General features: G+C 72.8%; 23 protein-coding genes. 15 read left to right on the forward strand and 8 right to left on the reverse strand.

What is annotated here, in order from left to right; all coding sequences use genetic code 11:
• Positions 1 to 50: 50 nt before the first annotated feature.
• Both ABZ079_RS30350 and ABZ079_RS30355 read left to right on the forward strand, forming a co-directional pair.
• A complete protein-coding gene (locus ABZ079_RS30350) occupies positions 51 to 1,436 on the forward strand; it encodes a transcriptional regulator (protein ID WP_356942627.1) in 1,386 nt (461 codons plus the stop codon).
• Between the two features lie 199 nt (positions 1,437 to 1,635).
• Complete coding sequence (locus ABZ079_RS30355) at positions 1,636 to 3,309, forward strand: hypothetical protein (RefSeq protein ID WP_356942628.1); 1,674 nt, start codon at positions 1,636 to 1,638, stop codon at positions 3,307 to 3,309.
• A 32-nt stretch (positions 3,310 to 3,341) separates the two neighbouring features.
• Here ABZ079_RS30355 and ABZ079_RS30360 read toward each other — a convergent pair whose 3' ends face one another.
• On the reverse strand, positions 3,342 to 4,667 hold the full coding sequence (locus ABZ079_RS30360) for an ABC transporter substrate-binding protein (RefSeq protein ID WP_356942629.1): 1,326 nt from the start codon (positions 4,665 to 4,667) through the stop codon (positions 3,342 to 3,344).
• A gap of 118 nt (positions 4,668 to 4,785) precedes the next feature.
• On the opposite strand from ABZ079_RS30360, the gene ABZ079_RS30365 reads away from it, so the two are divergent.
• Together ABZ079_RS30365 and purU are read left to right on the forward strand one after the other, a co-directional pair.
• The gene (locus ABZ079_RS30365) at positions 4,786 to 5,286 is read left to right on the forward strand and encodes a hypothetical protein (protein WP_356942630.1); all 501 of its coding nucleotides are present in this window, start codon (positions 4,786 to 4,788) and stop codon (positions 5,284 to 5,286) included.
• A 46-nt stretch (positions 5,287 to 5,332) separates the two neighbouring features.
• Positions 5,333 to 6,211 carry a formyltetrahydrofolate deformylase gene (purU, locus tag ABZ079_RS30370; protein ID WP_356942631.1) on the forward strand — a complete coding sequence of 293 codons (879 nt, stop codon included), beginning with the start codon at positions 5,333 to 5,335 and terminating at the stop codon, positions 6,209 to 6,211.
• A 78-nt stretch (positions 6,212 to 6,289) separates the two neighbouring features.
• On the opposite strand, the gene ABZ079_RS30375 is transcribed toward purU, so the two are convergent.
• Both ABZ079_RS30375 and ABZ079_RS30380 read right to left on the reverse strand, forming a co-directional pair.
• Positions 6,290 to 7,714, reverse strand: coding sequence for a zf-HC2 domain-containing protein (locus ABZ079_RS30375; protein ID WP_356942632.1), 1,425 nt, complete (start codon positions 7,712 to 7,714; stop codon positions 6,290 to 6,292).
• Entirely contained in the window at positions 7,711 to 8,283 is a 573-nt protein-coding gene (locus tag ABZ079_RS30380; RefSeq protein ID WP_356942633.1) for a sigma-70 family RNA polymerase sigma factor, read from the reverse strand. Before ABZ079_RS30380 ends, ABZ079_RS30375 begins: the two co-directional genes overlap by 4 nt.
• Before the next feature lie 337 nt (positions 8,284 to 8,620).
• On the opposite strand from ABZ079_RS30380, the gene ABZ079_RS30385 reads away from it, so the two are divergent.
• Positions 8,621 to 9,001, forward strand: coding sequence for an STAS domain-containing protein (locus tag ABZ079_RS30385; RefSeq protein ID WP_356942634.1), 381 nt, complete (start codon positions 8,621 to 8,623; stop codon positions 8,999 to 9,001).
• Between the two features lie 153 nt (positions 9,002 to 9,154).
• Positions 9,155 to 9,667, forward strand: a complete 513-nt coding sequence (locus ABZ079_RS30390) for an EF-hand domain-containing protein (RefSeq protein ID WP_356942635.1) — start codon at positions 9,155 to 9,157, stop codon at positions 9,665 to 9,667.
• Positions 9,668 to 9,938: 271 nt separating this feature from the next.
• Here the strand turns inward: ABZ079_RS30390 and ABZ079_RS30395 are convergent, their stop codons facing one another.
• The gene (locus tag ABZ079_RS30395) at positions 9,939 to 11,453 is read right to left on the reverse strand and encodes an AMP-binding protein (RefSeq protein ID WP_356942636.1); all 1,515 of its coding nucleotides are present in this window, start codon (positions 11,451 to 11,453) and stop codon (positions 9,939 to 9,941) included.
• A 142-nt stretch (positions 11,454 to 11,595) separates the two neighbouring features.
• On the opposite strand from ABZ079_RS30395, the gene ABZ079_RS30400 reads away from it, so the two are divergent.
• The 4 genes from ABZ079_RS30400 to ABZ079_RS30415 all read left to right on the forward strand — a co-directional run bounded on the left by ABZ079_RS30400 (position 11,596) and on the right by ABZ079_RS30415 (position 15,834).
• Entirely contained in the window at positions 11,596 to 12,798 is a 1,203-nt protein-coding gene (locus ABZ079_RS30400; protein ID WP_356942637.1) for an amidohydrolase family protein, read from the forward strand.
• The gene (locus ABZ079_RS30405) at positions 12,798 to 13,931 is read left to right on the forward strand and encodes an acyl-CoA dehydrogenase family protein (protein WP_356942656.1); all 1,134 of its coding nucleotides are present in this window, start codon (positions 12,798 to 12,800) and stop codon (positions 13,929 to 13,931) included. The genes ABZ079_RS30400 and ABZ079_RS30405 overlap by 1 nt, the downstream gene beginning before the upstream one ends.
• A gap of 2 nt (positions 13,932 to 13,933) precedes the next feature.
• Positions 13,934 to 14,809 (forward strand): acyl-CoA dehydrogenase family protein, encoded by an 876-nt coding sequence (locus ABZ079_RS30410; protein ID WP_356942638.1) that lies wholly within the window; start codon positions 13,934 to 13,936, stop codon positions 14,807 to 14,809.
• Between the two features lie 551 nt (positions 14,810 to 15,360).
• Entirely contained in the window at positions 15,361 to 15,834 is a 474-nt protein-coding gene (locus ABZ079_RS30415) for an ATP-binding protein (RefSeq protein WP_356942657.1), read from the forward strand.
• A 305-nt stretch (positions 15,835 to 16,139) separates the two neighbouring features.
• Here the strand turns inward: ABZ079_RS30415 and ABZ079_RS30420 are convergent, their stop codons facing one another.
• Positions 16,140 to 17,066 carry a cyclase family protein gene (locus ABZ079_RS30420; RefSeq protein WP_356942639.1) on the reverse strand — a complete coding sequence of 309 codons (927 nt, stop codon included), beginning with the start codon at positions 17,064 to 17,066 and terminating at the stop codon, positions 16,140 to 16,142.
• Positions 17,067 to 17,152: 86 nt separating this feature from the next.
• Here ABZ079_RS30420 and ABZ079_RS30425 point away from each other — a divergent pair, with 86 nt between their 5' ends.
• From ABZ079_RS30425 to ABZ079_RS30440, 4 genes are all read left to right on the forward strand, one after another.
• Complete coding sequence (locus ABZ079_RS30425) at positions 17,153 to 18,064, forward strand: SDR family NAD(P)-dependent oxidoreductase (RefSeq protein WP_356942640.1); 912 nt, start codon at positions 17,153 to 17,155, stop codon at positions 18,062 to 18,064.
• 128 nt (positions 18,065 to 18,192) lie between these two features.
• A complete protein-coding gene (locus ABZ079_RS30430) occupies positions 18,193 to 19,341 on the forward strand; it encodes an acyl-CoA dehydrogenase family protein (protein WP_356942641.1) in 1,149 nt (382 codons plus the stop codon).
• Positions 19,341 to 20,390: a Zn-dependent alcohol dehydrogenase gene (locus tag ABZ079_RS30435; protein WP_356942642.1), complete on the forward strand. Its 1,050-nt coding sequence runs from the start codon at positions 19,341 to 19,343 to the stop codon at positions 20,388 to 20,390. Before ABZ079_RS30430 ends, ABZ079_RS30435 begins: the two co-directional genes overlap by 1 nt.
• 88 nt (positions 20,391 to 20,478) lie before the next feature.
• Entirely contained in the window at positions 20,479 to 21,744 is a 1,266-nt protein-coding gene (locus tag ABZ079_RS30440; protein ID WP_356942643.1) for an MFS transporter, read from the forward strand.
• Here ABZ079_RS30440 and ABZ079_RS30445 read toward each other — a convergent pair.
• Positions 21,640 to 22,671, reverse strand: a complete 1,032-nt coding sequence (locus tag ABZ079_RS30445) for a helix-turn-helix domain-containing protein (protein WP_356942644.1) — start codon at positions 22,669 to 22,671, stop codon at positions 21,640 to 21,642. The genes ABZ079_RS30440 and ABZ079_RS30445 overlap by 105 nt on opposite strands.
• Positions 22,672 to 22,742: 71 nt before the next feature.
• Between ABZ079_RS30445 and ABZ079_RS30450 the strand changes: the two genes are divergently transcribed.
• A complete protein-coding gene (locus ABZ079_RS30450) occupies positions 22,743 to 24,047 on the forward strand; it encodes an MFS transporter (protein WP_356942645.1) in 1,305 nt (434 codons plus the stop codon).
• Between the two features lie 32 nt (positions 24,048 to 24,079).
• On the opposite strand, the gene ABZ079_RS30455 is transcribed toward ABZ079_RS30450, so the two are convergent.
• Complete coding sequence (locus ABZ079_RS30455; protein ID WP_356942646.1) at positions 24,080 to 24,676, reverse strand: flavin reductase family protein; 597 nt, start codon at positions 24,674 to 24,676, stop codon at positions 24,080 to 24,082.
• Between the two features lie 94 nt (positions 24,677 to 24,770).
• A partial coding sequence (locus tag ABZ079_RS30460) for a transposase (RefSeq protein ID WP_356942647.1) occupies positions 24,771 to 25,086 on the reverse strand: 316 nt, incomplete at its 5' end.

Consider the following 25,086-nt stretch of genomic DNA (forward strand, 5'->3'; position numbering starts at 1 on the left):
GGATCTCCCGGCCGGAACTTCGCGCTCCAGGGGTTCGCAGGGGGTAGTACATGGCCGCAAGGCCTCTCGTGGCGAGGCAGCCGAACGAACGGCTGCAGGCACTCATCCAGGAAGCGGGGTGCTCGAACGCCGGGCTGGCCCGGCGCGTCAACATGTGCGGCGCCGAGCACGGTCTCGACCTGCGCTACGACAAGACGTCCGTGGCCCGCTGGCTTCGCGGTCAGCAGCCGCGGGGCCGGGCACCGGCGATCATCGCCGAGGCGCTCGGGCGCAAGCTCGGCCGTACGGTCACGATCGACGAGATCGGCATGGCCAACGGCAAGAACCTCGCCTCCGGGGTCGGCCTCCAGTTCTCGCCGACGGTACTGGGGGCCATCGAGCAGGTCTGCGAGCTGTGGCGCAGCGACGTGGGGCGCCGGGACTTCCTGGCCGGTTCCTCCGTCGCCGCCTCCGCGCTGGTCGAGCCCAGCCGCGACTGGCTGATCTCGGCGCCGGACGCCCAGGTGGCCCGGCAGGCGGGCCCGCGCGTGGGCCAGTCCGACGTGGCGGCCGTACGGTCCATGACCCAGGCGCTGACGGACCTCGACCACCAGTACGGCAGCGGGCATGTGCGCCCGGTGGTCGTGCACTATCTCAACAGTGTCGTCTCCGGACTCCTCGCGGGCTCCTACCGGGAGGCGGTCGGCCGCGAACTCTTCGCCGCGGTGGCCCGGTTGACCGAGCTGGCCGGGTACATGGCCGTCGACACCGGGCAACCGGGCCTGGCCCAGCGGTACTACATCCAGTCGCTGCGGCTCGCGCAGGCCGCCGGGGACCGCGGTTACGGCGGTTACGTCCTCGCCGCGTCCATGAGCCACCTGGCCGCGCAGCTCGGCAACCCGCGGGAGATCGCCCAGTTGGCGCGGGCGGCGCAGGAGGGGGCGCGCGGGCATGTGACCCCGCGTGTGGAGGCGATGTTCCACGCGGCCGAGGCGCGCGGACACGCCCTGCTCGGCGACGTGGGCGCGGCCCAGGCGGCCGTCGGCCGGGCGCTCACGGCGATGGAAGGGGCGGACGCGGCCTCGGGGGACGACCCGGTGTGGATCGCGCACTTCGACGAGGCCTACCTCGCCGACGAGTTGGCGCACTGCCACCGTGATCTCGGGCAGGCGGACGCGGCGGCCCGGTATGCCGAGCAGTCGCTGGCCGGGCATCCCGAGTCCCGGGCCCGCCGACGCGCCATCGGCTATGTGCTGCTCGCCACGGCTCAGGTGCAGCAGCGCGAGATCGAACAGGCCTGCGGTACCGGTATGAAGGCGGTGGAGCTGCTGGAGACGCTCCGCTCCAACCGGGGCGCCGAGTACCTGGAGGATCTCCAGCAGCGGCTGGCTCCCTTCCGGGACGAGGCGGTGGTACGGGAGTTCGGGGCACGTCTCGATCTCCAGCAGGCCGCCTGAACACTCGCCCCGCGATCGCGTGGACGTGAGGGGAACGGCATCCGGGCGCGCCGGGTGCCGTGAACAGCGCATCGCGGGGCGGTCCTGTTACCGCTGTCACAGGGGAGAAGATCGCGCCCTCGGCTGCGTGGCACCCGGCTCGGGGGACCCGGTAGCGTGAGCCGACGATTCACAAGGTCCCCCATTGGTAGGAGTCCCGGTGACGCAGAGTGGACAGGGCGAGGAGCCCTCGGCGCGACCCGCGCGCGAAGGCATCGTGCTGCCCTCCGACGGAGGCGAGCCGCTGCTGCCGGGCATGGCAGGAGCGCCCGCCCCCGCCGCCCCGGCCGGCGGACAGGCCTGGGGCGGTTCGTGGGGCCCCGAGCCGCAGACCCCCCAGTCGGGCCAGGACCGGCCCCCGGCGGCGGTCCCGCAGTGGGGCACCCCGGGCGGCCCCGACCAGCAGCCCGCGTCGGCCGCGAACCCCGGCCCGCTGCCCCCCGAGGGCGCCCCGGCGCCGTCGTACGGCGGCCAGACGTCCGCCTATGGCGCCGGTGCCCAGGAGCCGCGGTACGGCGGCCAGGCGTCCTCACACGGCCCCGGCGGCCGGCAGCCCCAGTACGGCGGCGCCCCGCAGCCCGGGTACGGCGCGCCCGACCCCTACCAGGGGCACCAGCAGCAGTACCCGGCCTCAGCCGCGCCGCTGCCGCCCGCCGTGCCGGACGGGTACGCGGCCGCGAGGGCCCCGCTGCCCCCGACGGCCGACGGAGCCACCCAGTACATCCCGCCGGTCGCCGCCGCCCCCGCGGATGAGGGCGCGACCCAGTACATCCCGCCCGTCCAGGCGGCCCCGGCCGAGGGCGCGACCCAGTACCTTCCGCCCGTGCCCGGCGCGTCCGCCGACGGTGCCACCCAGTACATCCCCCCGGTGACGCCCGGCGCGCTGCCGCCGGAGTCCGCCGGTGAGGACACGCGGTACCTCGGCCACGCGCCCCGGCAGGGAGCGCCCGCGCACTCCGACGCGGAGGCCACGCAGTACATACCGCCCTACACCGCCCAGGCCGAGGGCGCCGACCGGAAGCCGCCGGCCGAGTTCGACAACCTCTTCCGCAGCGGACCCGCGGGCGGCGCGGGCCCGGCCGGGTCCACCCAGCAGCTCCCGCGTGCCGAGCGGTCGGACGCCTACGCCCGCCGGCCGCAGGCGTCGTACAGCCCTGCGCAGGCGTCGTACGGCCCGGCGCAGGACGACCGGGGGCGGCGCGGGGGCCGGTCGCGGGTGCCGTTGATCGCGGCCATCGGGGTCGGCATCGTCGTCCTCGGCGTGGGTGCCGGTGCGCTGCTCAGCGCCTGGGGCGGCAAGGAAAAGCAGGACGACGGCAAACCGGTCGCCGCCACGTCCCCGGCCACCGAGGACTCCGCCTCGCCCACCGTCGACCCCGCCCGGCAGCAGGCGGTCGCGTTGGACAAGCTGCTCGCCGACAGTGGCAGCAGCCGCGCCTCGGTGATCCAGGCGGTGGCCGACGTCAGGCAGTGCGACAACCTCGACCAGGCCGCCTCCAGCCTGCGCGACGCGGCCAAGCAGCGCAGCCAGCTCGTCACCCGGCTCGGCAAGCTGTCCGTGGACAAGCTGCCGGCCAACGGCGACCTCACCGCCGCCCTGACCAAGGCGTGGCAGGCGTCCGCCGCGGCCGACAACCACTACGCGGCCTGGGCCGGCCAGGTCAAGGGCGGCCACAAGGGCTGCAAGAAGGGCCATGCCCGCACCACCGGCGAGACCCAGGCCGGCAACCGGGAGAGCGGCACCGCCAGCGCGCAGAAGGTGAAGGCGGCGGCGCTGTGGAACGTGATCGCGACGAAGTACGGCCTGACCCAGCGCCAGCCCACCCAGCTGTGACGGGCTGACGGCCGGGGGTGCGGCCGTGCGGCTCACTGCACGTCCGCGTTCTCCAGCGTCCGGGTCATGTCGGCGATCCCGGAGCCGGCGCCGATGCCCTTGCGGGCCGCGACCAGCTTGCCGTCTTGGACCACCTGGAGGGTCACGTTCGCGTTGACCATCCGCGGAAAGCCGACGGCGGCGAGCTCGCTCTCGTAGGGCCAGTGCAGGGTCGGGGTGAGGCCGCCGGTGGAGACCCGCAGGCCGTCGTCGAGGGTGCGGCGCACGGTGTCGGCGCTCACCTCGCCGGCGCCGGTCTCCTCCAGCACGGCCTTGAGCACGGTGTAGGCGATCCAGGTGGTCTGCACCCCGGCGTCGGCGGGGTCGATGCGGTTGTCGCCGAAGGCCTCCTCGTTGATCACCTTCCTCATCGCATCCCAGCGCGCGTCGGACGCCGGCGGGTACCAGCCGGTGATGTACGCCCCTTCGTACGGCCCGGACGCCCCGCCCGTCGCGTTGATCACCGTCTGGTCGACGCTGCCGAGCACGGTCGCCGTGCGCACCCCGGGGAAGTCCTCCCGGGCCCGCCGGAAGGAGTCCATGAAGGTGTCGGTGCGGTCCCCGAGCGCGGGCACCACGCAGCCCTTCTCCGTCGCGTCCCTGGTCGCCTGGCGCAGTGCCTGCTCGGCCTGGCCGCCGTACTCGGTGGCGTCCTCGGCGGCCAGCTGGTCGTCGGCGTCCGGATGCCCGCCCGTCTTGAGTCCCGAGTCGAGCATCACGGGCAACTCGTCACCCGCGATGCTGTCCGGGCGCACCAGGACGACGTTGCCGCAGGTGTCCGCGAGGGCCTTGCCCAGGCCGGCCAGGAGGGCGGGCTGGCCGCCGTTGACCGGGTACGACATCGAGCCGGTGAACTCGTCGTTGGTGACGCCGTAACCGCCGATGTAGGGGATGCCGGCGCCTTCCAGCGGGGCGAGGTAGGAGTCGGCGAACTGGCTGTAGGAGCCGACGACCGCGACCACGCCCTCGGCCGCGGCGCGCCGGGCGCACTTCGCGGCGCCCACGCTGTCGTTGTGGTCGTTGCAGGTCAGCACCTCGAGCCTGTGGCCGTGGATGCCGCCGTGGGAGTTGATCCACTTCGCGTAGGCGCGGGCCATCGCGGGCATGCCGGGCTTGTTGGTGGCGTCGGTGTCCTGCGGCGCCCAGGTCATCACCGTGACCGGGTCGCCCCCGGAGCCCCCCGTGGCACCGGGGACGACCCCGCATCCGGCGGCGAACGACGCGCACAGGGCCAGGGCGCCCGCGGCCAGCGCGGTGCCTCTGACGGGCCGGGAACGTGGGGGAAGGGGGGTGCTGCGGGTGCGTCGCCTGCCGGTCATGCTCACGCACGATTCCCTCACATCGCTAACCGGAGAGTGACCCTCGGTCGATGAGAGGTGACAGGGGGGTGAATTACAGGGGTTCGGTGAGGGTCGTGTGACCGGGAACGTACGATCGATGACCGTGCAAGGTTCGGAGAACTCTTCCCGTCGCGGCCGCCGCTCCTCCACCATGGGCGGCATGCCCCTGAACGACATGCCGTGGTGGCGCTGGCGCAGCAATGTGCGCTCGGCGCTGCACATGCTCTCCGACCCGGTGTTCCAGCGGGACGTCTGGCTGGCCGGCGTGGACGGGTACGGCGACGTCACCGACGCCGTGTACCGGCTGGTGGAGGACACCTGGCTGGACAACTGGTCGGCGGAGAAGTACGTCGGCACGATATTCCGGGACTCGCAGGAGGCGGCGCTCGTCGACACCGCCGTGCTGCGGGTGCTGCGGATCATGCACCAGGTCGGCCCGGACGCGCCGGTCGCCGCGTATCTCGACCACCACGCGTGGCCGGAGGCGGTGCGGGCGGCGCGGGACGCGCACCTGCGCCTCGCGGCGAGTGACGGTGACGACGCGGACGCCCCGCCGCGCAGCCTGGAAGTGCTGCGGATCATGACCAGGTCCGCCTAGCGGACGGCGGCCCGTGGCGCGGGGCCGGTATGGGACCCTGTAGTGCATGAACGAGCAGTCCGCGACCGCCGCCCCGGCCGACCAGTACGTCCTCACCCTCTCCTGCCCGGACAAGCAGGGCATCGTGCACGCCGTGTCCAGCTATCTGTTCATGACCGGTTGCAACATCGAGGACAGCCAGCAGTTCGGCGACCACGACACGGGCCTGTTCTTCATGCGCGTCCACTTCTCGGCCGAAGCGCCGGTGACGGTGGACAAGCTGCGGGCGAGCTTCGCGGCGATCGGCGACTCCTTCCACATGGACTGGCAGATCAACCGTGCCGACGCGCGGATGCGCATCCTGCTGATGGTCAGCAAGTTCGGGCACTGCCTGAACGACCTGCTGTTCCGGGCCCAGACCGGCGCGCTGCCCGTGGAGATCGTGGGCGTGGTCTCGAACCACACCGACTTCGAAGAGCTGGTGGGCTCCTACAACATTCCGTTCCACCACATTCCGGTGACGAAGGACACCAAGCCGGAGGGTGAGGCGAAGCTGCTGGAGATCGTGCGTGAGGAGAAGGTCGAACTGGTCGTCCTCGCCCGCTACATGCAGGTCCTCTCGGACGACCTGTGCAAGCAGCTGAGCGGCCGGATCATCAACATCCACCACTCCTTCCTGCCGAGCTTCAAGGGCGCGAAGCCGTACCACCAGGCGCACGCGCGGGGTGTGAAGCTGATCGGTGCGACGGCGCACTACGTCACCGCGGACCTCGACGAGGGGCCGATCATCGAGCAGGAGGTCGAGCGGGTCGGGCACGGCGTGACCCCGGACCAGTTGGTCGCCATCGGGCGCGACGTGGAGTGCCAGGCGCTGGCGCGGGCGGTGAAGTGGCACGCGGAGCGCCGGATCCTGCTGAACGGGCGCCGGACGGTCGTGTTCGCCTGACGGCTCGGGCCGTTCGGCCGCGGGGCGGCCGCGGGGGCCACCGGTGACCCGCAGCCGCCGACGAATCCGGGCCCACCCTTACAGCCGGCTCAGCGAAGCCGCCGCGAACAGTACGTCCTTGATCGCCTGACGGTCACCCACCTGGCCCGCCGCCGCTTCCGCCGGAGGCACGTGGCCGGCGGCCAGGCGGCAGAACTCCACGCCGTCCAGGGCGACATGGGCCACCTCGAAGTCCGCGGAGCCCACCGCCGCCGGTGAGTCCAGCGGGATCAGCCACTCGCCGCCCGCAGCGCCCTCGATCTCCAGCCGAAGGCTGCGCCCGGGCGCGCCCGCGCTGACGAGGTGCGGGGTCGTACCGGGCGTGGACAGGCCCGCGCGGCGCCGCTCGGCGAGCGCGGCCGGCAGCATACGGGCCGCGAGGTCGATCATCCGGCTCAGATGGCGCGGCGCGGGCGGCTCGTACGGGTAGTCCACCGCCTCCGCGATGTCCTCGGCGTGCACCCAGCACTCGAAGGCGCGGTCCAGCATCGCGTCGTGCAGCGGCAGTTCGAAGTCGCCGTACGACACCGCGAGTCCGCCCGAGTGGCCGCCCGTGAACGACACCGTCCGCACCAGGCTGTGGCTCTGCTCCCGCCAGGGCGCCCGTACCGAGCGGGTGGGCGGGAAGTGGGAGGCCCGCCAGAACGCCTCGGTGCGTCCGGCCGGGCCCACCGCGTCCTTCTCCGCCGCCTCGGCGACCTCGGCCAGCGGGTCCTCCAGGCCGAGCGCGGTCGCGACCAGCCCGTCCACCGACAGCAGGTGCGCGATCACCCCGGCGACGGTCGTCCGACGGCTCGTCGGTGTGTCGGTCTCGAACCACCGCAGCCGCACCGGCGCATGCCACTCCGCGTCCCCGAAGTCCTGCAGCAGCGCGTCCAGGCGGGCGGTCTCGGCGTCGTACGGTGCCGCCCACCCGGGTACCGGGATGTGCGGCGGCCGGCGGTCCAGGCAGCTCTCCAGGACGCGGGTGCGCAGCCCCGGGTCCAGGTCCAGGGTCTCCGGCTGGTGCAGCAGTCCGACCGCCTCGCGCAGCCGGCGGGCCTCGTCGGCGCAGCTTCCGCAGGCGCCCAGGTGCTCCTCCACGGCGGCCGTCTCCGCCGCCGGGCAGGCGGCCAGCGCCCAGGCGCCGAGGAGTGATTTCAGGACGTCGTGCGACAGGTCGGGCGGTACGGGCGTGTGGTCCCCCGGGTCGGCGAGGTGGGGCAGCGGACGCCCGCCGTCCTCGACGGAGGCGCGGCGAACCGGTATGCGCGGGCGCCGGGCCGGATCGGGTCCGCCGGGTCCGAGCGGTACGTCCCCGGAGCCCGGACCCCCGCTGTCACCGTCGCCGGCCTGCTTCTTCTCGCTCCGGCCGTCGCCACCCTCGTACCCCTCGGTGCCCTCGGCCTGCCGCTCCTGCTGCCCCTCCGCTGTCTCGTGGCCGTCGTACTCGTCGTGTGCCTCGGACCGTCCCGCCCCGCTCACACCGCACCCCCGTATCCCGGAGGCGTCCCGACGTCGTGGGCGGTGGAGAGCAGTTGCAGGCCGAGACGGAGCCGGCGGCGGGCCTCGTCCTCGGTGACGCCGAGGTCGTTGGCGGTCTGGCGGTAGTCGCGGCGCTGGAAGTAGGCCAGTTCCAGGGCGGCGCGCAGTGGGGCGGGCATGGAGTGGACGATGTAGTCGGCGCGGGCGGCGACCGAGGCGCGGCGCACCTTGCGCTCCAGTTCCTCCGTGGAGCCGCCGTTCCCCCGGGGGAGCGCGGCGGTCTCGCTGTCGCGCAGCCGCTGCACGGCGAGCCGGTGGGTCACGGCGGCGACCCAGGAGCGCAGGGGGCCCTGTCTGGGGTCGTAGGTCTCGGGGTGTTCCCAGACGTGGGCGAAGACTTCGCGGGTGACGGTGTCGGCGGCACTCTCGTCGCCGAGGACGCGGTGGGCGAGGCTGTGCACGAGCGAGGCGAACCGGTCGTACAGCTCGCCGAGGGCGGCCGCCTCACCGCGGGCCAGCCGTTGCTGCATCTTGCGGTCCCAGCGGGGCGGTACGTCCTTCTTGGCCATGCGGTTCCCCTCCCCTCGCCCGTGTCCCGGCCCGTCCAGCGTGTCTGAGCCGTCCTCTCGAATGTAGTCGGCACGTCTGACAGCGCACGCCCCTTTGTGTCAATGTGCGCCCCCCGAAGCGCCGCAGGTGATAGTGCCCTCTTCACACAACCTCCACGCACGGCGCATACATCTCTGATCGAACACGATCGATAGTGACCGAAACAAGTCCCTTGTCGATCACGCCCGGTTTGCCGCGCTACGTTTCAGGGAACGGCCGCTGGGCAGCCGCGCGGAAGAAGCGTAGGAACTGCTTCCGTTTCCGGGCGGTTCCGGGAATGGCGGCGAGCGGAGGGGCATGGCCGTGACATTCAAGGTGACCGGCGTCGAACAGGGCGGGTGGGCCGTGCTCCAGGTGTCCGGGGAACTGGACCTGATGACCTCGCCGGTGCTGCGGCAACGGGTGCACGACGTCGTCGCCGAGGGGCACCACAGCCTCGTCGTGGACCTCTCCGACGTGTTCTTCTGCGACTCCAGCGGGGTCGGCGTCCTCATCGCCGTCCGCAGGCTGATCCGCTCCTGTCAGGGCCGGCTGCGGCTGATCCTGCCCGACCGGGGCGCCGAGGACGGCTCGCACGTCAACCGGGTCCTCGGCGCGCTCGGCGTCCGCCGCCTCTTCGACGTCCACCCCGACCTCGGCTCCGCGACCACGGACGAGGCGGGCCCCCTCTCGGCCTGAGGGGCGCAGCCGTCTTCGCGACAAAGCCACGCCGCTGTCGCGGAACTCCCCCGGTCTCGGCACAACCGTCGGTTTTCCGCCATTCGACGGCCGCCCACGTCGTACGCTCCCTGCCAGATCAACCCACGCACAGGTAAGGCGGCCCGAACAGACATGGTCAGCACCGAGTACGAGCGCAGGATCGTCGCCCGCTTCGCCCTGTTCGACCAGGACGGCAACGGCTACATCGACCGCGAGGACTTCAGCGCGGCGGCCAAGGGACTGCTCGCCGAATTCACCGTGACCGCCCGCTCCGACAAGGGGCAGGCGCTGTACGCCGGCGCGGAGGCCTTCTGGCAGGGGATGGCCGGCATCGCGGACCGGGACGGCGACCAGCGCATCACCCGCGAGGAGTTCGTCACCGGCGCGGTCAAGCGCCTGCGCGACAACCCCGACCGCTTCGCCGAGATCGCCCGCCCCTTCCTGCACGCGGCCCTGGCGGTGGCGGACACGGACGGGGACGGCCACGTCACCGTCACCGACGCCGTCCGCGTGCTCCGGGTCCTGCGCGTGCCGGAGGAGATCGCCGAGGCCACCGCGGCGGCCCTCGACGCCGACGACGACGGCAGCATCGCCGAGCCGGACATCGTCCCCGCGTTCGCCCGCTACTTCACCGTCCCCGAGTGACTGCGTCGCGCCTTTCGGTCCGTCACCTCGGTTCGGCACCGCCCCCCGCGTGGCGTACACCCCGCCCCGGTGGACGATTCGCGGCCGGTGGTGGTGGGCGCCCCGTCTGAAGATCTCGGCCGTGCTGCCGTCCGCGAGCGTCTGCGTCCGGACGGAAGGCACCGCCTTGGCCGCGGCGGAAGGGGCGCTGCCCCGGTGCACGCCGGGCGCGGCCGCGACAGTGGTGGCGGGCGCCGGCGAAGCGGCCGTCCGCCGGATCGATCATTGCCTGTCACGGCCCCGCTACGGTGCCGAACCGTTCCCGCAGCCTGTACTTGAGCACCTTGCGCAGCGTCTCGTTCCGTGGCAGGGCGTCCACCACCTCCAGGCGCTCGGGCAGCTTGTGCACGGACAGGCCCTGGCCCCGCAGATACGAGGTGACGTCCGGCAAGGTCAACTCCGCCGCCCCAGCGGCCCGTTCCACCACCGCGCAGACCAGCTCGCCCCGGTCGGCGTCCGGGAGGCCGATCACCGCGACGTCCCCCACCGCCGGATGCGCCGCCAGCAGATCCTCGATCTCCTTGGCCGAGATGTTCTCGCCCTTGCGGATGATCACGTCCTTGAGGCGGCCGGTGAGGACCAGATGCCCCGAGTCGGTGACGTGGCCCAGGTCGCCGGTGCGCAGGAAACCGTCGGTGTCGAAGGCCGCCGCCGTCTGCGCGGGATCCAGATAGCCCTGGCAGACGGCCTCGCCGCGCAGCCGCACCTCGCCGCCGGTGATCCGGATCTCCATGCCCTCGGGCGGGCGGCCCTCGGTCGTGGCGAGATTGTCGGCGGTGTCCTCCGGGTCGCCCATGGTGATCATCGGAACCTCGGTCATGCCGTACCCGTGGGTGAGCTGGACACCCATCTCGCGGACCACGCGGTGGTACAGCTCCGGTGGCTTGGGGGCGCCGCCGCCCGCGAGGAGCCGCAGGGAGGGGATCACCTTCTCGCCCGGCCGCTTGCGCTGTTCGGTCAGGAACATGGAGTAGAAGGCCGTGGAGCCGCCGGCCACCGTCACACCGTGCCGCCGGTACTCCGCCAGCGCCTCCGGCAGCGCGAAGTGCTCGAACATCACGGCCGGGAAGCCGCGGAGCAGCAGTAGCACCGTGTAGTCGGGGCCGGCGATGTGGGCGTAGGGGAAGGCCATCGAGCCGACGTCGGCCGGCGTCAGGCGGAGCGCGTGGGCCAGGCAGGAGCCGCCGGCGATCAGGGAGCGGTCGGTGTGCAGCACGCCCTTGGGGTCGGAGGTGGTGCCCGAGGTCCAGTAGATCCAGCGGACCGAGGTGCCGTCGGCGGGTGGGGCGGGCAGGATGGACGGGTCGCCGTCGGGAAGGGTGTCGTATGCCTCGAAGACACCCTTGGCGCCCAGCCGCCGGGCCATCTCCGTGTGGTCGTGGCCCCGCCACACGCCCGGTACGGCGAAGAATTCCGCCCTCGACTCCCTGAGCGCGAAGCCGACCTCCCGGTCGCGGTAGAAGGGGATGACCGGGGACTGGACGGCGCCCAGGCGGGCGAGCGCGAAGGACAGCAGAGCCGTCTCGATGCGGGTGGGCAGCTGCCAGGCGACCACCGTGCCGGGGCGCACGCCCATGCCGTACAGGCCGGCGGCGACTCGTTCGGCGCGGTCGCGCAGGCCACCGAAGGTGAGTACCCGGTCCTCCTGGAGCAGTACCGGGCGCTCGGGGGTGAGCCGGGCGCGCCGGTCGGCCAGTTCCCACAGGGTGCGGGAGGCGCTCAGGGCGTGTGCGGTCGTGTCGTTCACTTCGGCCCCCTGCCTTCAGCTGACGGTCAGTCAGACAGTGGCCAGAGCGTAGGGCCGTGTGCCTTGTCGGTCCAGGGGCGCGCGACTAGCCTGACGGGCAGAGCATGAATCTGACGCTCCATCAGATGAGTAGGTGGGTCCCATGGCCGAACTGCCCCGCATCATCAGCGTCGACGACCACGTGATCGAGCCCGCTCATCTCTTCGAGACCTGGCTGCCGGCCAGGTACCGGGACCGGGGGCCCCAGCCGCTGACCGCGGGCATCGGGGAGCTGGCCTACGTCGGCGGGAAGTACCGGATCACCATGGACCCGCAGGGGCAGCCGACGGACTGGTGGATCTACGAGGACCTGAAGTTCCCGTACAAGCGGAACATCGCCGCCGTCGGCTTCGACCGGGACGAGATGACCCTGGAGGGGATCACCCGGGAGCAGATGCGGCGCGGGTGCTGGGATCCCGAGGCGCGCCTGGCGGACATGGATCTCAACCATGTCGAGGCCAGCCTCTGCTTCCCGACCTTCCCCCGTTTCTGCGGGCAGACCTTCGCCGAGGCGCACGACAAGGAGGTCGCCCTCGCCTGCGTGCGCGCCTACAACGACTGGATGGTGGAGGAGTGGTGCGGGGACAGCGGCGGGCGGCTGATCCCGCTGTGCCTGATCCCGTTGTGGGACGTGGAGCTGGCCGTCGCGGAGATCCGGCGGAACGCCGAGCGCGGGGTGCGGGCCGTCACCTTCTCGGAGATCCCCACCTGCCTCGGGCTGCCGTCCATCCACTCCGGGTACTGGGACCCCTTCTTCGCCGCCTGCCAGGAGACCGGCACGGTCGTCAACATGCACATCGGCAGCAGCTCCCAGATGCCCGCCGCCTCCCCGGACGCGCCGCCCGCCGTGCAGGCCTCGCTCAGCTTCAACAACGCCATGGCCTCGATGATGGACTACCTCTTCAGCGGCGTCCTGGTGAAGTTCCCGCGCCTCAAACTCGCTTACTCGGAGGGCCAGATGGGCTGGATCCCGTACGCCCTCGAACGCGCCGACGACGTGTGGGAGGAGCACCGCGCCTGGGGCGGCGTGCGCGATCTGATCCCCGAGCCGCCGTCGACGTACTACTACCGGCAGATCTTCTGCTGCTTCTTCCGCGACAAGCACGGAGTCGCGTCGATCGACGTCGTCGGACGGGACAACGCCACCTTCGAGACCGATTACCCGCACGTCGACTCGACCTTCCCGCACACCAAGGAGGTCGCCCTCGACCATGTGAAGGGACTGGACGACGAGACGGTCTACAAGCTGATGCGGGGCAACGCCATCCGCATGCTCGGCCTGGACTTCGACAAGCCGACCTCGTGATGGACCTCTCCGGTACACCCGAGGAGGAGGAGTTCCGGGCCCGGCTGCGGGAGTGGCTGGCCAAGGTGCTGCCGACCCTGCCGGCCAGGCCCTCGCCCGACGACTGGGCCGGCCGCCGCGCCTACGACCTCGGCTGGCAGCGCATGCTGTACGACGCCGGGTACGCCGACGTCCACTGGGACGCCTCCCCGACCACCCGGCTGATCTTCCTGGAGGAGACCGAGAAGGCGGGCGCGCCCTACGTAGGAGCCAACTTCGTCGGGCTGCTGCACGCGGGGCCGACCATCGCCGCCGAGGGCACCCCCGAGCAGCGGGCGCGCTGGCTGCCACCGATCCTGCGCGGCGAGGAGGTCTGGTGCCAGGGGTTCAGCGAACCCGGCGCCGGCTCCGACCTCGCCGCGCTGCGCACGCGCGCGTGGCGCGACAGCGACCACTACATAGTGACGGGGTCCAAGATCTGGACCTCGCACGCCGAGGTCGCCGACTGGTGCGAACTGCTGGTCCGCACCGACCCGGACGCGCCCAGGCACCGGGGCATCACCTGGCTCGCCATGCCGATGGACGCCGACGGCATCACCGTACGACCGCTGCGCACGCTCGCCGGATCGGCCGAGTTCGCCGAGGTGTTCCTGGACGAGGTGCGGGTGCCGGTCGCGGGCCGGGTCGGGGCGGAGAACGACGGCTGGCGCGTGACCATGGTGACGCTCTCCTTCGAACGCGGCACGGCCTTCGTCGGGGAGGTCGTCGCCTGCCGCCGGGTGCTGGGCGAACTCGCCCGCACCGCCCGGACGAACGGCCGCTGGGACGACCCGGTGCTGCGCCGGCGGCTCGGGCGGCTCGACGCGGAGTTCCGGGCGCTGTGGCGGCTGACCCAGTGGAACGTGAGCGAGGCCGAGGCGGGCGGCGGGGTGCCGGGCGTCGGAGGCTCGGTCTTCAAGCTCGCCTACTCGCACGCCCGTCAGGAGCTGTACGACACCGCCGCCGAGGTCCTCGGCCCGGACTGCCTCGACCTGGACCGTCCCTGGGTCCTCGACCGGTTGTCCGCCCTGTCGTACACCATCGCCGCCGGCACCTCGCAGATCCAGCGCGACATCGTGGCCGAACGCATCCTCGGTATGCCCAGGGGGAGATGAGCGTGCGTTTCCAACTCACCGATGACCAGCAGGCGTTACGGACAGGCGTGCGGGAGCTGCTGGAACGGTGCTGCGGGCGGGAGGTGCTGCGGGCGGCCGTGGACGCGCCGGGCCTGATCGACCGGGCGCTGTGGCGGGCGCTCGGGCAGGCGGGGTTCTTCGCCCTGCGGCTGCCGGAGGCGGACGGCGGGGTCGGACTGGGCCTGCCCGAGGCGGTGCTGGCCTTCGAGGAGGCGGGGCGGGCCCTGCTGCCGGGGCCGCTCGTGGCCACCCACCTGGCGGCCGGCTCCGTGCCCGGTGCGGCTGCCGGGGAGACGGTCGTGGCGGCCGTGGACGGCGCGCTCGTGGAGTGGCTGGACGCGGCGGACGTCGTCCGCGGGAACGCCTCCGGTGCCGTACCGCTGCGGTCGGTGGACCCGCTCACGCCCCTGCACCGGATCCCTGGTGCCGGCGGGGTGGCGGAGGCCGACCCCGTGGCCGTCCTCCTCACCGCCGCCGAGCAGCTCGGCACGGCCACACGGGTGTGCGAGCTGGCTGTGCAACACGCCCGGACACGCGAGCAGTTCGGGCGGCCGATCGGAGCCTTCCAGGCAGTCAAACACCTGTGCGCGGACCTGCTGGTGCGGGTCGAGACCGCACGCGCCGCCGTCTACGCCGCCGCCGTGACGGCCGACCGCGCCGACATCGCCGCCGCCCGGTTGCTCGCCGACGAGGCCGCCGTGCGCGGGGCCCGCGACTGCCTTCAGGTGCACGGCGGCATGGGCTTCACCTGGGAGGCCGATGTGCACCTGCACCTGAAACGGGCCTGGGTGCGGGCCCGTCGTGGCGGCGGCGGCACGCGGAGTGAGGAGCTGCTCGCCGAACGGCTGGCGGTCTGACGGCCGGTGGCTTCCCGGTCCGCGCCGCCGGAAAGCCATGGCCCAAGATGTCGCGGATCGTGGCGTAGTGGCATCACGGAGCGTCGATATCGGGTTGTGTCCATTGCGTGACTCGTCACGGCCTGGAGTCGGGCGCCCGCTCCGGTACCTTGTGTGGGATGCGAGTGGCTGCGAGCACGAGCCGTGCCGGTGGTGCCCCTGGGGTGGTGCCGGTCCGCGCGGTGCGCGCCGCTGTTCGCGGGGCGGCCAGGGCCTCTGCCTCCGCCTGTTCGACTCCCCGGCACGAGCGTCGCACAGTATGCCTCACGCGTACTCCTTCGCGATGGAATATGCCCGAAGCGCTTGTTGGGGTGACTGTACGTCAACCATGCTGTCGCGTAAGGGAATCACGTTCCGTGACCCTTGCTCTGGCCGTTGTTCTGGCCATGCAGAAAATGGCTACGATCGTGGCCCTCGTCGTGCTGACCGTCGCGGCTCGCGCCGTGGCGTCCGGGTGGCGTCGGGTCATGTGTCCGCCGGTTCGGATGGTGTGAGCGGTGCAGGTGCTTCAAGTGCAGCTGGAGATCCGGCCCGACCCCGCGGAGGTGGGACGGGCCAGGAGATGGGCCCGCTCGCGGCTCGCCGGGTCGGGGATAGAGGCCGACGAGCCGTTGGCCGAGAACCTGATCCTGCTCGTCTCCGAGCTGGTGACCAACGCCGTGGTGCACACCGGCCGACCGGCCGTGCTGCGACTCTCCCTGCCGGGCCCGGCGACCCCGGCCGCCCCGTCGGCCACGGTGCGGGTGGAGGTCTCCGACACCAGTTCCCGCGCCCCCGTGCCGCGGTGCGCCTCAGGTGACGCCACCGGTGGCCGGGGCCTGGCCCTCGTGGACTGCCTGGCGGACCGCTGGGGCTGGAGCCCCGAGGGCGCCGGCAAGAGCATCTGGTGCGAGCTGGACCGCTGTTCACAGCCCCGGGAGAGCGCCGCGATGGCGTGCGGGGGCGGACTGCCCGCGTACGAGGGCCTCGCCTTCGAAGCGGTGTAGACCCCCGATGCGCGGGTGCGCCGGGGGTGCATCCGTGCGCGGGCACCATGAACAGGGCCTATGCGACAAATGGGCGTTCCGGCGTTGACGGCCCGCGTCCGTGTGATCACGCTGGTGGGCGTCGATTCGCCGCGAGGGGACGGCGAGGGCCCCGGTGGTGGCGGTCCTCGCCGAGTGTGGGTCGCACGGTCGGCGGCGCGTGCACACGAGGGTGGGGGGACACGCGCCACCGGCCGGTCCAGCCGGGGGCCCTGTAAAACCCCGATTTCCTGACGGCCGGTTCCACGGCGGCGAGTCCGGCGGCTTCAGAGGATCGCCACCGGCGCCACCGGCGTCCCCGTCGCGCCGACGAACGGCTCGGGCATCGCCGACAGCAGGAACGCGTACCGCCGCTTTTCTCCACAGGCTGTGGACAACTCTTCGAGATTCCAGTTCTGGCCCTGGGGCATCCCCATCTCCACCAGATCCAGGGCATGCACCGGCAGCCACAGATGCTCGATCTCGGGCGGAAATATCTCAAAAGTGAGCGTGTCGTTCGCGACCGCCGCCACATCGCGGGTGTGGAACCACTCCGGGCAGCGCACCGACAGGCCCGGGGACGGATACCCGTACCCATGCTTGTCCCCGGCCAGATACACCCGCACCTGCCCGGTGCGGACGAGCACGATGTCACCGGACCGGACGCGGGTACCGCCGAACTCCTCCGCCACCTCGAGGTCCTCCGGCGTGACCGCGTGGCCGCCCTCCAGCCGGTCCGTGCCCCGCGCCCGGGCCACGTCCAGCAGCACCCCGCGAGAGACGATGTGCCGGGCCTTGTCGATCCCGCTGAACTCGGCACCGCCGTGCGCCGTGACCGTGTGCGCCGGCCGGCCGTTGTAGAGCTTCCCCGAGTGCGAGACATGGGTGAGCGCGTCCCAGTGGGTGCCCGCCTGCAGCCCCATGGTCACCGCGTCGTCGCTGCACGCCACCGTGCCCGGCCCGAACAGCTCCTGGTTGATCTGCACCATCGTGTGCAGCGGATTGACCCGCCCCGGGATCATCCCGGCCTGCACCCCGTCCTGCCGGAGCGGCAGCGCGAGCGGGACACGGCGGCCGGTGCGGACCTCGGCGGCGGCGGCGCGCACCACCTCGTCGGTGATGAGATTCAGCGTGCCGATCTCGTCGTCGGCCCCCCAGCGCCCCCAGTTGTTCACGCGCTCGGCGATCTCGTGGAACTCCTCCGGCAGTGCCATCCGGTGCCTCCCCGGGGCTTGTGTCCGCGCGTCCGGCGCGCCATAAAATCTAATGGGCCGTCAGAAAATGCGGGAAGGGGCCGGGCGTGGGGAACTTCTTGGCAGGCAGAGTGGTCGCCGTGACCGGCGCCGGACGCGGCATCGGACGGGCCGTCGCACGCGCGGCGGCGGCCGAGGGCGCGCGGGTCGTCGTCAACGACTACGGGGTCTCCACCGACGGCACCGCACCCACCAGCGAGGTCGCCGAGGCGGTCGTCGAGGACATCGAGGCGGCGGGCGGCGAGGCCGTCGCGGTCGCCGACGACATCTCCACGATGGCCGGCGGCCAACGGGTCGTGGACACGGCCCTGTCGTCGTACGGCCGCCTCGACGGGGTCGTGTGCGGGGCGGGCATCCTGCGTGAACGCATGCTGTTCAACATGACCGAGGAGGAGTGGGACCCGGTGGTCGCCACCCACCTCAAGGGCACGTTCACCGTCTTCCGGGCCGCCGCCGCCGTCATGCGCGCGCGCAAGTCCGGCACGCTCATCGGCTTCACCAGCGGCAACCATCAGGGCTCGGTGTCCCAGGCCAACTACAGCGCCGCGAAGGGCGGGATCATCTCTCTGGTGCGGAGCGCCGCGCTGGGCCTGCACAAGTACGGGGTGACCGCGAACGCGGTGGCGCCGGTGGCGCGTACGCGGATGTCGGCGAACGTGCCGATGGAGCTGACGGAGATCGGGGAGCCGGAGGACGTCGCCGCGCTGGTGGTGTACCTGCTGTCCGACGACGCGAAGGAGCGGGGGATCACCGGGCAGGTGTACACGATCGCCGGGCCGAAGATCGCGGTGTGGGCCCAGCCGAGGGAGATACGGGCGGCGTATGCCTCCGGCGGGTGGACGCCGGAGACGATCGCGGAGTTCCTGCCCGGGTCGGTGGGGGTGGACCCGATGCCGATGCTGGCGCACCTGGCGGCGATGGAGTCGGCGGCGCGGGACGGCGGCCGGCCCAACGCCTGACGGGCTCGGACGCGTCGTGGTCCGGCGACTGCGGGCCGTGTGTGGCCGGTCGCGCCCACGCGGCGGAGCCGCATATCGATACGGCCCCGCGCCCCCGAGGGGCGCTCTCGTACCCAACCGGAGGCGACGTGGATTTCGGGTTCAGTGAAGAGGATGAGGCTTTCCGTGCCGAGGCCCGCGGCTGGCTGGCCGCACACGCCCACCCGGCGGCGGAGCGACGTGCGTGGGAACGCACCCTCGGTAAGGCCGGCTGGATAGGGCTCGGCTGGCCGGAGGCGGGCTACGGCAACCGCACGGCCACCCTCACCCAGCAGGTCGCCTGGGCCGAGGAGTACACCCGCTCACCCGCACCCCCGCGCTCCGGGCACATCGGCGAGAACCTCCTCGCCCCCACCCTCCTCGCCCACGGCACCGACGAGCAGAAGGCCCGCTTCCTGCCCCCGATCGCGGCCGGCGAGGAACTGTGGTGCCAGGGCTACAGCGAACCGGACGCCGGCTCCGACCTCGCCGGAGTCCGCACGACAGCGGTACGGGAGGGCCCGCGTTACCGGATCACCGGCCAGAAGATCTGGACCTCCCTGGCCCACGACGCCGACTGGTGCTTCGTGCTCGCCCGCACCGATCCGCACGCCCGCCGCCATCACGGTCTGAGCTTTCTGCTCGTACCGATGGACCAGCCGGGCCGCATCGAGGTGCGGCCCATCCGCCAGATGACCGGCACCAGCGACTTCAACGAGGTCTTCTTCGACGGGGCACACGCGCGCGCGGAACACGTCGTCGGCGGAGAGGGCCGGGGCTGGCAGGTGGCGATGAGCCTGCTCGGCTTCGAACGCGGGGTGTCGACCCTGGCCCTGCAGATCGGGTTCGCGCAGGAGCTGGAGCGGGTGGTGCGGGCGGCCGAGGAGAGCGGGGCCGTACAGGATCCCGTCCTGCGTGCGGGGCTCGTCCGGCAGTGGGCCGAGCTGCGGACCATGCGCTGGAACGCCCTGCGCACCCTCGGCGGCTCGGGCGACCCGGGCGCACCCAGCGTGGCCAAACTGCTGTGGGCCAACTGGCACCAGCGGCTCGGCGAGCTGGCGGTGCGGGTGCGCGGGGCGGCGGCCGCGGCAGGCCCCGCGGACTGGTCGCCTTCCGCGCCGTACGAACTCGACGCGTCCCAGCACCTGTTCCTCTTCTCCCGGGCCGACACCGTCTACGGCGGCTCCGACCAGGTTCAGCGCACGATCATCGCCGAGCGCGTGCTCGGTCTGCCCAGAGAGCCCAAGGGGGCCGTGTGATGCGTGGCGTGGTGTTCGACGGCCGGCAGGTCCTGGTGGTGGACGACCTGACGGTACGGGAGCCGGGCCCAGGCGAGGTGCTGGTGGCGATCGCGGCGGCCGGGCTGTGCCACAGCGACCTGTCCGTGGTGGACGGCACCATCCCCTTCCCGGTGCCGGTGGTGCTGGGCCATGAGGGCGCCGGGGTGGTCGAGGCGGTCGGCGCAGGCGTCACGCACGTCGCGCCCGGCGACCATGTGGCGCTGTCCACGCTCGCCAACTGCGGCACATGCGCGGAGTGCGACCGGGGCCGGCCGACGATGTGCCGGCAGGCGATCGGGCGCCCGGGTACGCCGTTCACACGGGGCACGGGACGAGTGCACCAGTTCGCCTCCAACTCGGCCTTCGCGGAACGGACGGTCGTCAAGGCCGTACAGGCGGTGCGGATCGCCGAGGACATCCCGCTGGAGTCCGCCGCGCTGATCGGCTGCGGGGTGCTCACCGGCGTGGGGGCGGTGCTGAACCGGGCCCGGGTGGACCGGGGGGACAGTGTCGTCGTCATCGGTACGGGCGGCATCGGGCTGAACGTCCTGCAGGGCGCGCGGCTCGCGGGGGCCCTGCGGATCGTGGCCGTGGACGCCGATCCGGCCAAGGAGGCGGTGGCCCGGCAGTTCGGTGCGACCGACTTCCTGACGTCGACGGACGGCGTGCGGGACCTCCTGCCCACGGGCGCCGACCACGCCTTCGAGTGCGTCGGGCGGGTGGAGCTGATCCGCGCCGCCATCGACCTCCTCGACCGGCACGGCCAGGCGGTCCTCCTCGGCGTCCCGCCGGCCACGGCCGAGGCCTCCTTCCTGGTCTCCTCGCTCTACCTGGACAAGTCCGTCCTCGGCTGCCGTTACGGCTCCTCGCGCCCCCACCGGGACATCGCCCTGTACGCCGAGCTGTACCGCGAACACCGCCTGCTGCTGGATGAGCTGGTGACGGCGACCTATCCCGTGGGGGACTTCGGCAAGGCGCGCGCGGACGCGGAGGCGGGGCGGGTGGGCCGGGCGGTGCTCACGTTCTGACGCCCACCGCCGGGGCGGGGCCCGAAGTCGTCCACAGGCGGGGGGAATTCCCTCGGCTCCTGTCGGTGCCGCCCCCTACGGTCGTCGTATGAGCTATCGCGATGTCGCTTCCCGGCAGGTCCTGACCTGGGCCCTCGTGGCCATCGGCGCCCGCATGCCGGTGGCCATGGCTCCGCTGGCGCTCGTCTTCCTGGTCCGTGAGCGGCCCGGCGGCTACTCGCTGGGCGCTGCCCTCGCCGCGGCCTACGTGATCGGCGAGATCCTCGGCGCCCCACTGCTCGGCATGCGCATGCGCCCCGACCGCCCGCGCCCGCACCTGGCCGGAGGGCTGCTGGCCGGGGCGGCCGGGTTCGGCGGCCTCGGGGCGTTCCCCGGCGCGCCGGGCGCGGTCCTCGGCGCGTGCGCCTTCCTGGCCGGTGCCGCGCCCGCCGGGGCCGCCGGCGGTCTGCGCAGCCTGCTCACCGCCGTCGTCCCGGAGCGTGCCGTCGCCCAGGCCCTGTCCACCGAGTCGATGCTGATGTCGGGCGTCTGGGCCGTCTCCCCGGCCGTCGTCACCGCTCTCGCGCTCGGTGCCGCCCCCCGCGTGCCGCTGCTGCTCGCGGCCGGCCTGATGGCGGTCTCGGTCGCGGGCCTGTGGCTGCTGCCGGCCGGCTGGGACACGGGCGAGCCGGAGGACCGCGACCGGGTCCCGCTGATCCGCCTGCTGGCCGGCGCCTGGCCGGTGTACGTCACCGGCGCGGCCAGCCTCACCCTGCTCGGACTGGCCGAACTCGTCCTGCCCGCCCTTCTCGAACAGCGCGGCATCGCCGTCGGTTGGTCCGGCCCGCTGCTCACCGGACTGGCCGTGGCGGCGGGGCTCGGGGCGTTTCTGTACGGCCTGCGTTCCTGGCCGGGCCGGCTGCGCACGCGCAGCGTGGTGCTGATGGGGGGCACGTCGGTGTGCGTCACCCTCGCCGCGCTGATACCGCACATGGCCGGTATCGCGGTCGCCCTGGCGGCGGGCGGCCTGCTCCAGTCGTGCGCGATGCTCACCCGCAACCTGGCCCTGCGCGAGGCGCTGCCCGCCGGCGCCCTGGCCGCGGGGTACTCGGTGATGTACGCGGCCGCGGGCGCCGGTTACGCCGCCACCGGTTCGCTGGCGGGCGCCCTGCTGAAGCTGACGGCTCCCTCCACGGCGGTCCTGGCGGGGGTGGGGCTGACCCTGGCGCTCACCGGGATCGGATGGTGGGGTGAGGTGCGCAGGGAGCGGTCAGCCGGGGCTGCCCACGCTCCCGTGGCGCTCGGCGGAGCCGTTCACCCCGGTGCGGAACGTTCTCCGGTACGCGGTGGGAGTGACTCCGAGCGTCTGCTGTAGATGCTGCCGCATCGACTGGGCCGTGCCGAAGCCCGCGTCCCGGGCCACCTGGTCGACCGACAGGTCGGTGGACTCCAGCAGGTGGCGGGCGCGTTCGACGCGCTGCTGGGTGAGCCACTGGCCGGGGCTGACGCCGGCCTCCTCGCGGAAGCGGCGGGTGAAGGTGCGCACCGACATGGCCTGCTGTGCGGCCATCTCCCGCAGCTGGATCGGCTCGTGCAGGCGGCCGAGCGCCCAGGCGCGGGCGGCGGTCGTGGTGGACAGCCGGGGGGCGGGGACGGGCCGCTCGATGTACTGGGCCTGCCCGCCGTCCCGGTGGGGCGGTACGACCGTGCGGCGGGCCACGTCGTTGGCGACCGCCGTGCCGTGGTCGCGGCGCACCATGTGCAGGCACAGGTCGATCCCGGCGGCCACACCGGCCGAGGTCAGCACGTCCCCGTCGTCGATGAACAGCACGTCCGCGTTCACCATGATCCGCGGGAACATCCGCTGGAAGCGCTCGGCCTCGGCCCAGTGCGTGGTCGCCGGGCGGCCGTCGAGGAGGCCGGCGGCGGCGAGGACGTACACGCCGGTGCAGATGGAGGCGAGCCGGGTGCCGGGGCGGATGCGGGCGAGCGCGGCGGCCAGTTCGCCGGTGAGCCTGCCCTCCTCGTAGACCGGGCCGAGTTCGTACGAGGCCGGGACGATCACCGTGTCGGCCGTCTCCAGGCCCTCAGGGCCGTAGGGGACGTGCACGGCGAAGTCGGCGTCCGTCTCGACCGGCCCGGGAGGCCGGACCGAGCAGGTCACCACCTCGTACAGGTGATGGCCCCCGCCGTCCGTCGGCCGCCCGAAGATCCGGTGGGGGATGCCCAGTTCGAAGGGGAGCAGGCCGTCCAGGGCGAGGACGGCGACCCGGTGCGGACGGAAGTCCCGGCCGATACGCATGGCCCGATCCTAACGAATGCTGTCCTTCGGGCCACTCGATGTGCGGGACCCGCGGAAGGAGGCTCTATGACGTGACTCAGACAACCCCAGCCGCAGCCCCCGTCCAGGCCCCGCCCGCCCGGCGCCGCCGTGTGCACCGCGCCTGGTTCGTCGCCGCCGTCACGTTCGTCACGATCATCGGCGCGGCGGCCTTCCGCTCCCTGCCCGGCCTGCTCATCGATCCCCTGAACCAGGAGTTCGGCTGGTCCCGCGGCACGATCGGCGCGGCCGTCTCCCTCAACCTCGCGCTCTACGGCCTCACCGCGCCCTTCGCGGCCGCGCTGATGGACCGGTTCGGCATCCGCCGGGTCGTCGCGGTCGCGCTGACCGTGATCGCCGCCGGATCCGGCCTGACCGTGTGGATGACGGCGGCCTGGCAGTTGTGGCTGTACTGGGGCCTGATGGTCGGCCTCGGCACCGGCGCGATGGCCCTCGCCTTCGCGGCGACCGTCACCAACCGCTGGTTCACCGAGCGGCGCGGCCTGGTCAGCGGCATCCTCACCGCCGCCTCCGCCTCCGGCCAGCTGATCTTCCTGCCGCTGCTGTCCTGGATCGTCGAGCACCACCGCTGGCGCCCCGCCGCCGTCACGGTCGCCCTGGCCGCCCTCGCCGTGGTCCCCTTCGTCTGGATCCTGCTGCGCGACCACCCGGCCGACGTCGGCCGGAAGCCGTACGGCGCGCAGGAGTTCGTCCCCAAGCCGCCCCCGGTCACCGGCGCCGCCCGCCGCACGCTCACGGTCCTCTTCTCCGCCGTCCGCTCCGGCACCTTCTGGCTGCTCGCCGGCACCTTCGCGATCTGCGGTGCCTCCACCAACGGCCTGATCCAGACCCACTTCGTGCCCGCCGAGCACGACCACGGCATGCCCGTCACGACGGCGGCCTCGCTGCTCGCGGTCATCGGCGTGTTCGACGTGGTCGGCACGATCGCCTCCGGCTGGTTCACCGACCGCTTCGAACCGCGCCGCCTGCTCGCCGTCTACTACGCCCTGCGCGGCATCTCCCTGGTGTTCCTGCCGATGCTGCTGGGCCCGGCCGTCCACCCGCCGATGTTCTTCTTCATCGTCTTCTACGGCCTCGACTGGGTGGCCACGGTTCCGCCGACCCTGGCCCTGTGCCGCGAGCGGTACGGCGAGGACAGCGCCATCGTCTTCGGCTGGGTGCTCGCCTCCCACCAGATCGGCGCGGCCCTCGTCGCCTACCTCGGCGGCCTCGCCCGCGACCTCTTCGGCTCCTACAACGTGGTCTGGTACGCCTCCGGCACCCTGTGCGCGGCGGCGGCCCTGATGTCCCTGGTGATCCGCCGCACGTCGGCGACCTCAGTGCCCGCCCTGACCTGAACCCGCCCACCGCGGGGAGACTGACCGTCGGCTCAGCCCGTGCGGAGCCGGGCGAACCGCCCCCGATGGAAGAGCAGCGGTTCGCCCGGCCCCTCCTCACCGAGGGCGTCCACCCGGCCGACGACGATCAGGTGGTCGCCCCCGGTGTGCACGGCGTGGAGGGTGCAGTCGATCCAGGCGGCGGCACCGGCGAGACGCGGGGAGCCGGAGACGGGCGCCGGGTCGTAGGCGACCCCCGCGAACTTGTCCGCCCCGCTCACCGCGAAGGCGCGGCACAGCTCGCCCTGGCCGGCGCCGAGGACGTTGACGCAGAAGACGCCGGCGCGGGCGATGCGCGGCCAGGTGGTGGACGTGCGACCCACCATGAAGCAGACCAGGGGCGGGTCGAGGGAGAGGGAGGAGAAGGACTGGCAGGCGAAACCGGCGGGGGAGCCGGAGGCGTCGGCCGGCGGTGCCGTGATCACGGTGACGCCGGTCGCGAAGGCCCCCAGTACCCGCCGGAAGTCCCCCTGCCCCACCGGCGCCGGCTCGTCCTCCCGCACACACCGCAACTCGGGCCGCGGCAGCGCCTCGACCGGCCTCGGCCCCAGATACCGGACGGCGGCGGCCGCCGCCCCTGCGTGTCCCATCACCCTCCCATTGAAACTGACGGTACGTCAGATGAAAAGCCCGGGGGGAAAGCCCGCGAAGCCGCTGCATAAGAGGTCGTTTTCACCCGTTGTTTCATCCCGAGATAGGCCTTTGGCTGCGTGATGTCGGGTCACGCCAGGAGATGGTGTTCTCGCCGGTGAGGCGGCGGGCCATGAGGTCGGTCATGGCGAGGTGGATCATGGCTTCGGATCGGTGCGGGTGGGTTTCGTAGTCGCGGGCCAGGCGGCGGTGGAGCATGAGCCAGCCGTAGGTCCGCTCAACCGCCCACCGCTTGGGGATAGGGGCGAATCCCCTGGTCCCGGGCCTGCGTTGGGTGATTTCCATGTCGATGCCGAGGGTGGCAGCGTGCTCGACGAGGTGCTGGCGGTAGCCGCCGTCGACCCACACC

Source organism: Streptomyces sp. NPDC006314, from assembly GCF_040613075.1.
Lineage (GTDB): Bacteria > Actinomycetota > Actinomycetes > Streptomycetales > Streptomycetaceae > Streptomyces.

Excerpts from the sequence above, each read along its gene's own strand:
- ABZ079_RS30350 (WP_356942627.1), top strand. The coding sequence starts at position 51 with ATGGCCGCAAGGCCTCTCGTGGCGAGGCAGCCGAACGAACGGCTGCAG.
- ABZ079_RS30360 (WP_356942629.1), bottom strand. The coding sequence starts at position 4,667 with ATGACCGGCAGGCGACGCACCCGCAGCACCCCCCTTCCCCCACGTTCC.
- ABZ079_RS30365 (WP_356942630.1), top strand. The coding sequence starts at position 4,786 with ATGACCGTGCAAGGTTCGGAGAACTCTTCCCGTCGCGGCCGCCGCTCC.
- purU (WP_356942631.1), top strand. The coding sequence starts at position 5,333 with ATGAACGAGCAGTCCGCGACCGCCGCCCCGGCCGACCAGTACGTCCTC.
- ABZ079_RS30380 (WP_356942633.1), bottom strand. The coding sequence starts at position 8,283 with ATGGCCAAGAAGGACGTACCGCCCCGCTGGGACCGCAAGATGCAGCAA.
- ABZ079_RS30385 (WP_356942634.1), top strand. The coding sequence starts at position 8,621 with ATGGCCGTGACATTCAAGGTGACCGGCGTCGAACAGGGCGGGTGGGCC.
- ABZ079_RS30390 (WP_356942635.1), top strand. The coding sequence starts at position 9,155 with ATGGTCAGCACCGAGTACGAGCGCAGGATCGTCGCCCGCTTCGCCCTG.
- ABZ079_RS30400 (WP_356942637.1), top strand. The coding sequence starts at position 11,596 with ATGGCCGAACTGCCCCGCATCATCAGCGTCGACGACCACGTGATCGAG.
- ABZ079_RS30405 (WP_356942656.1), top strand. The coding sequence starts at position 12,798 with ATGGACCTCTCCGGTACACCCGAGGAGGAGGAGTTCCGGGCCCGGCTG.
- ABZ079_RS30420 (WP_356942639.1), bottom strand. The coding sequence starts at position 17,066 with ATGGCACTGCCGGAGGAGTTCCACGAGATCGCCGAGCGCGTGAACAAC.
- ABZ079_RS30435 (WP_356942642.1), top strand. The coding sequence starts at position 19,341 with ATGCGTGGCGTGGTGTTCGACGGCCGGCAGGTCCTGGTGGTGGACGAC.
- ABZ079_RS30440 (WP_356942643.1), top strand. The coding sequence starts at position 20,479 with ATGAGCTATCGCGATGTCGCTTCCCGGCAGGTCCTGACCTGGGCCCTC.
- ABZ079_RS30445 (WP_356942644.1), bottom strand. The coding sequence starts at position 22,671 with ATGCGTATCGGCCGGGACTTCCGTCCGCACCGGGTCGCCGTCCTCGCC.
- ABZ079_RS30455 (WP_356942646.1), bottom strand. The coding sequence starts at position 24,676 with ATGGGACACGCAGGGGCGGCGGCCGCCGCCGTCCGGTATCTGGGGCCG.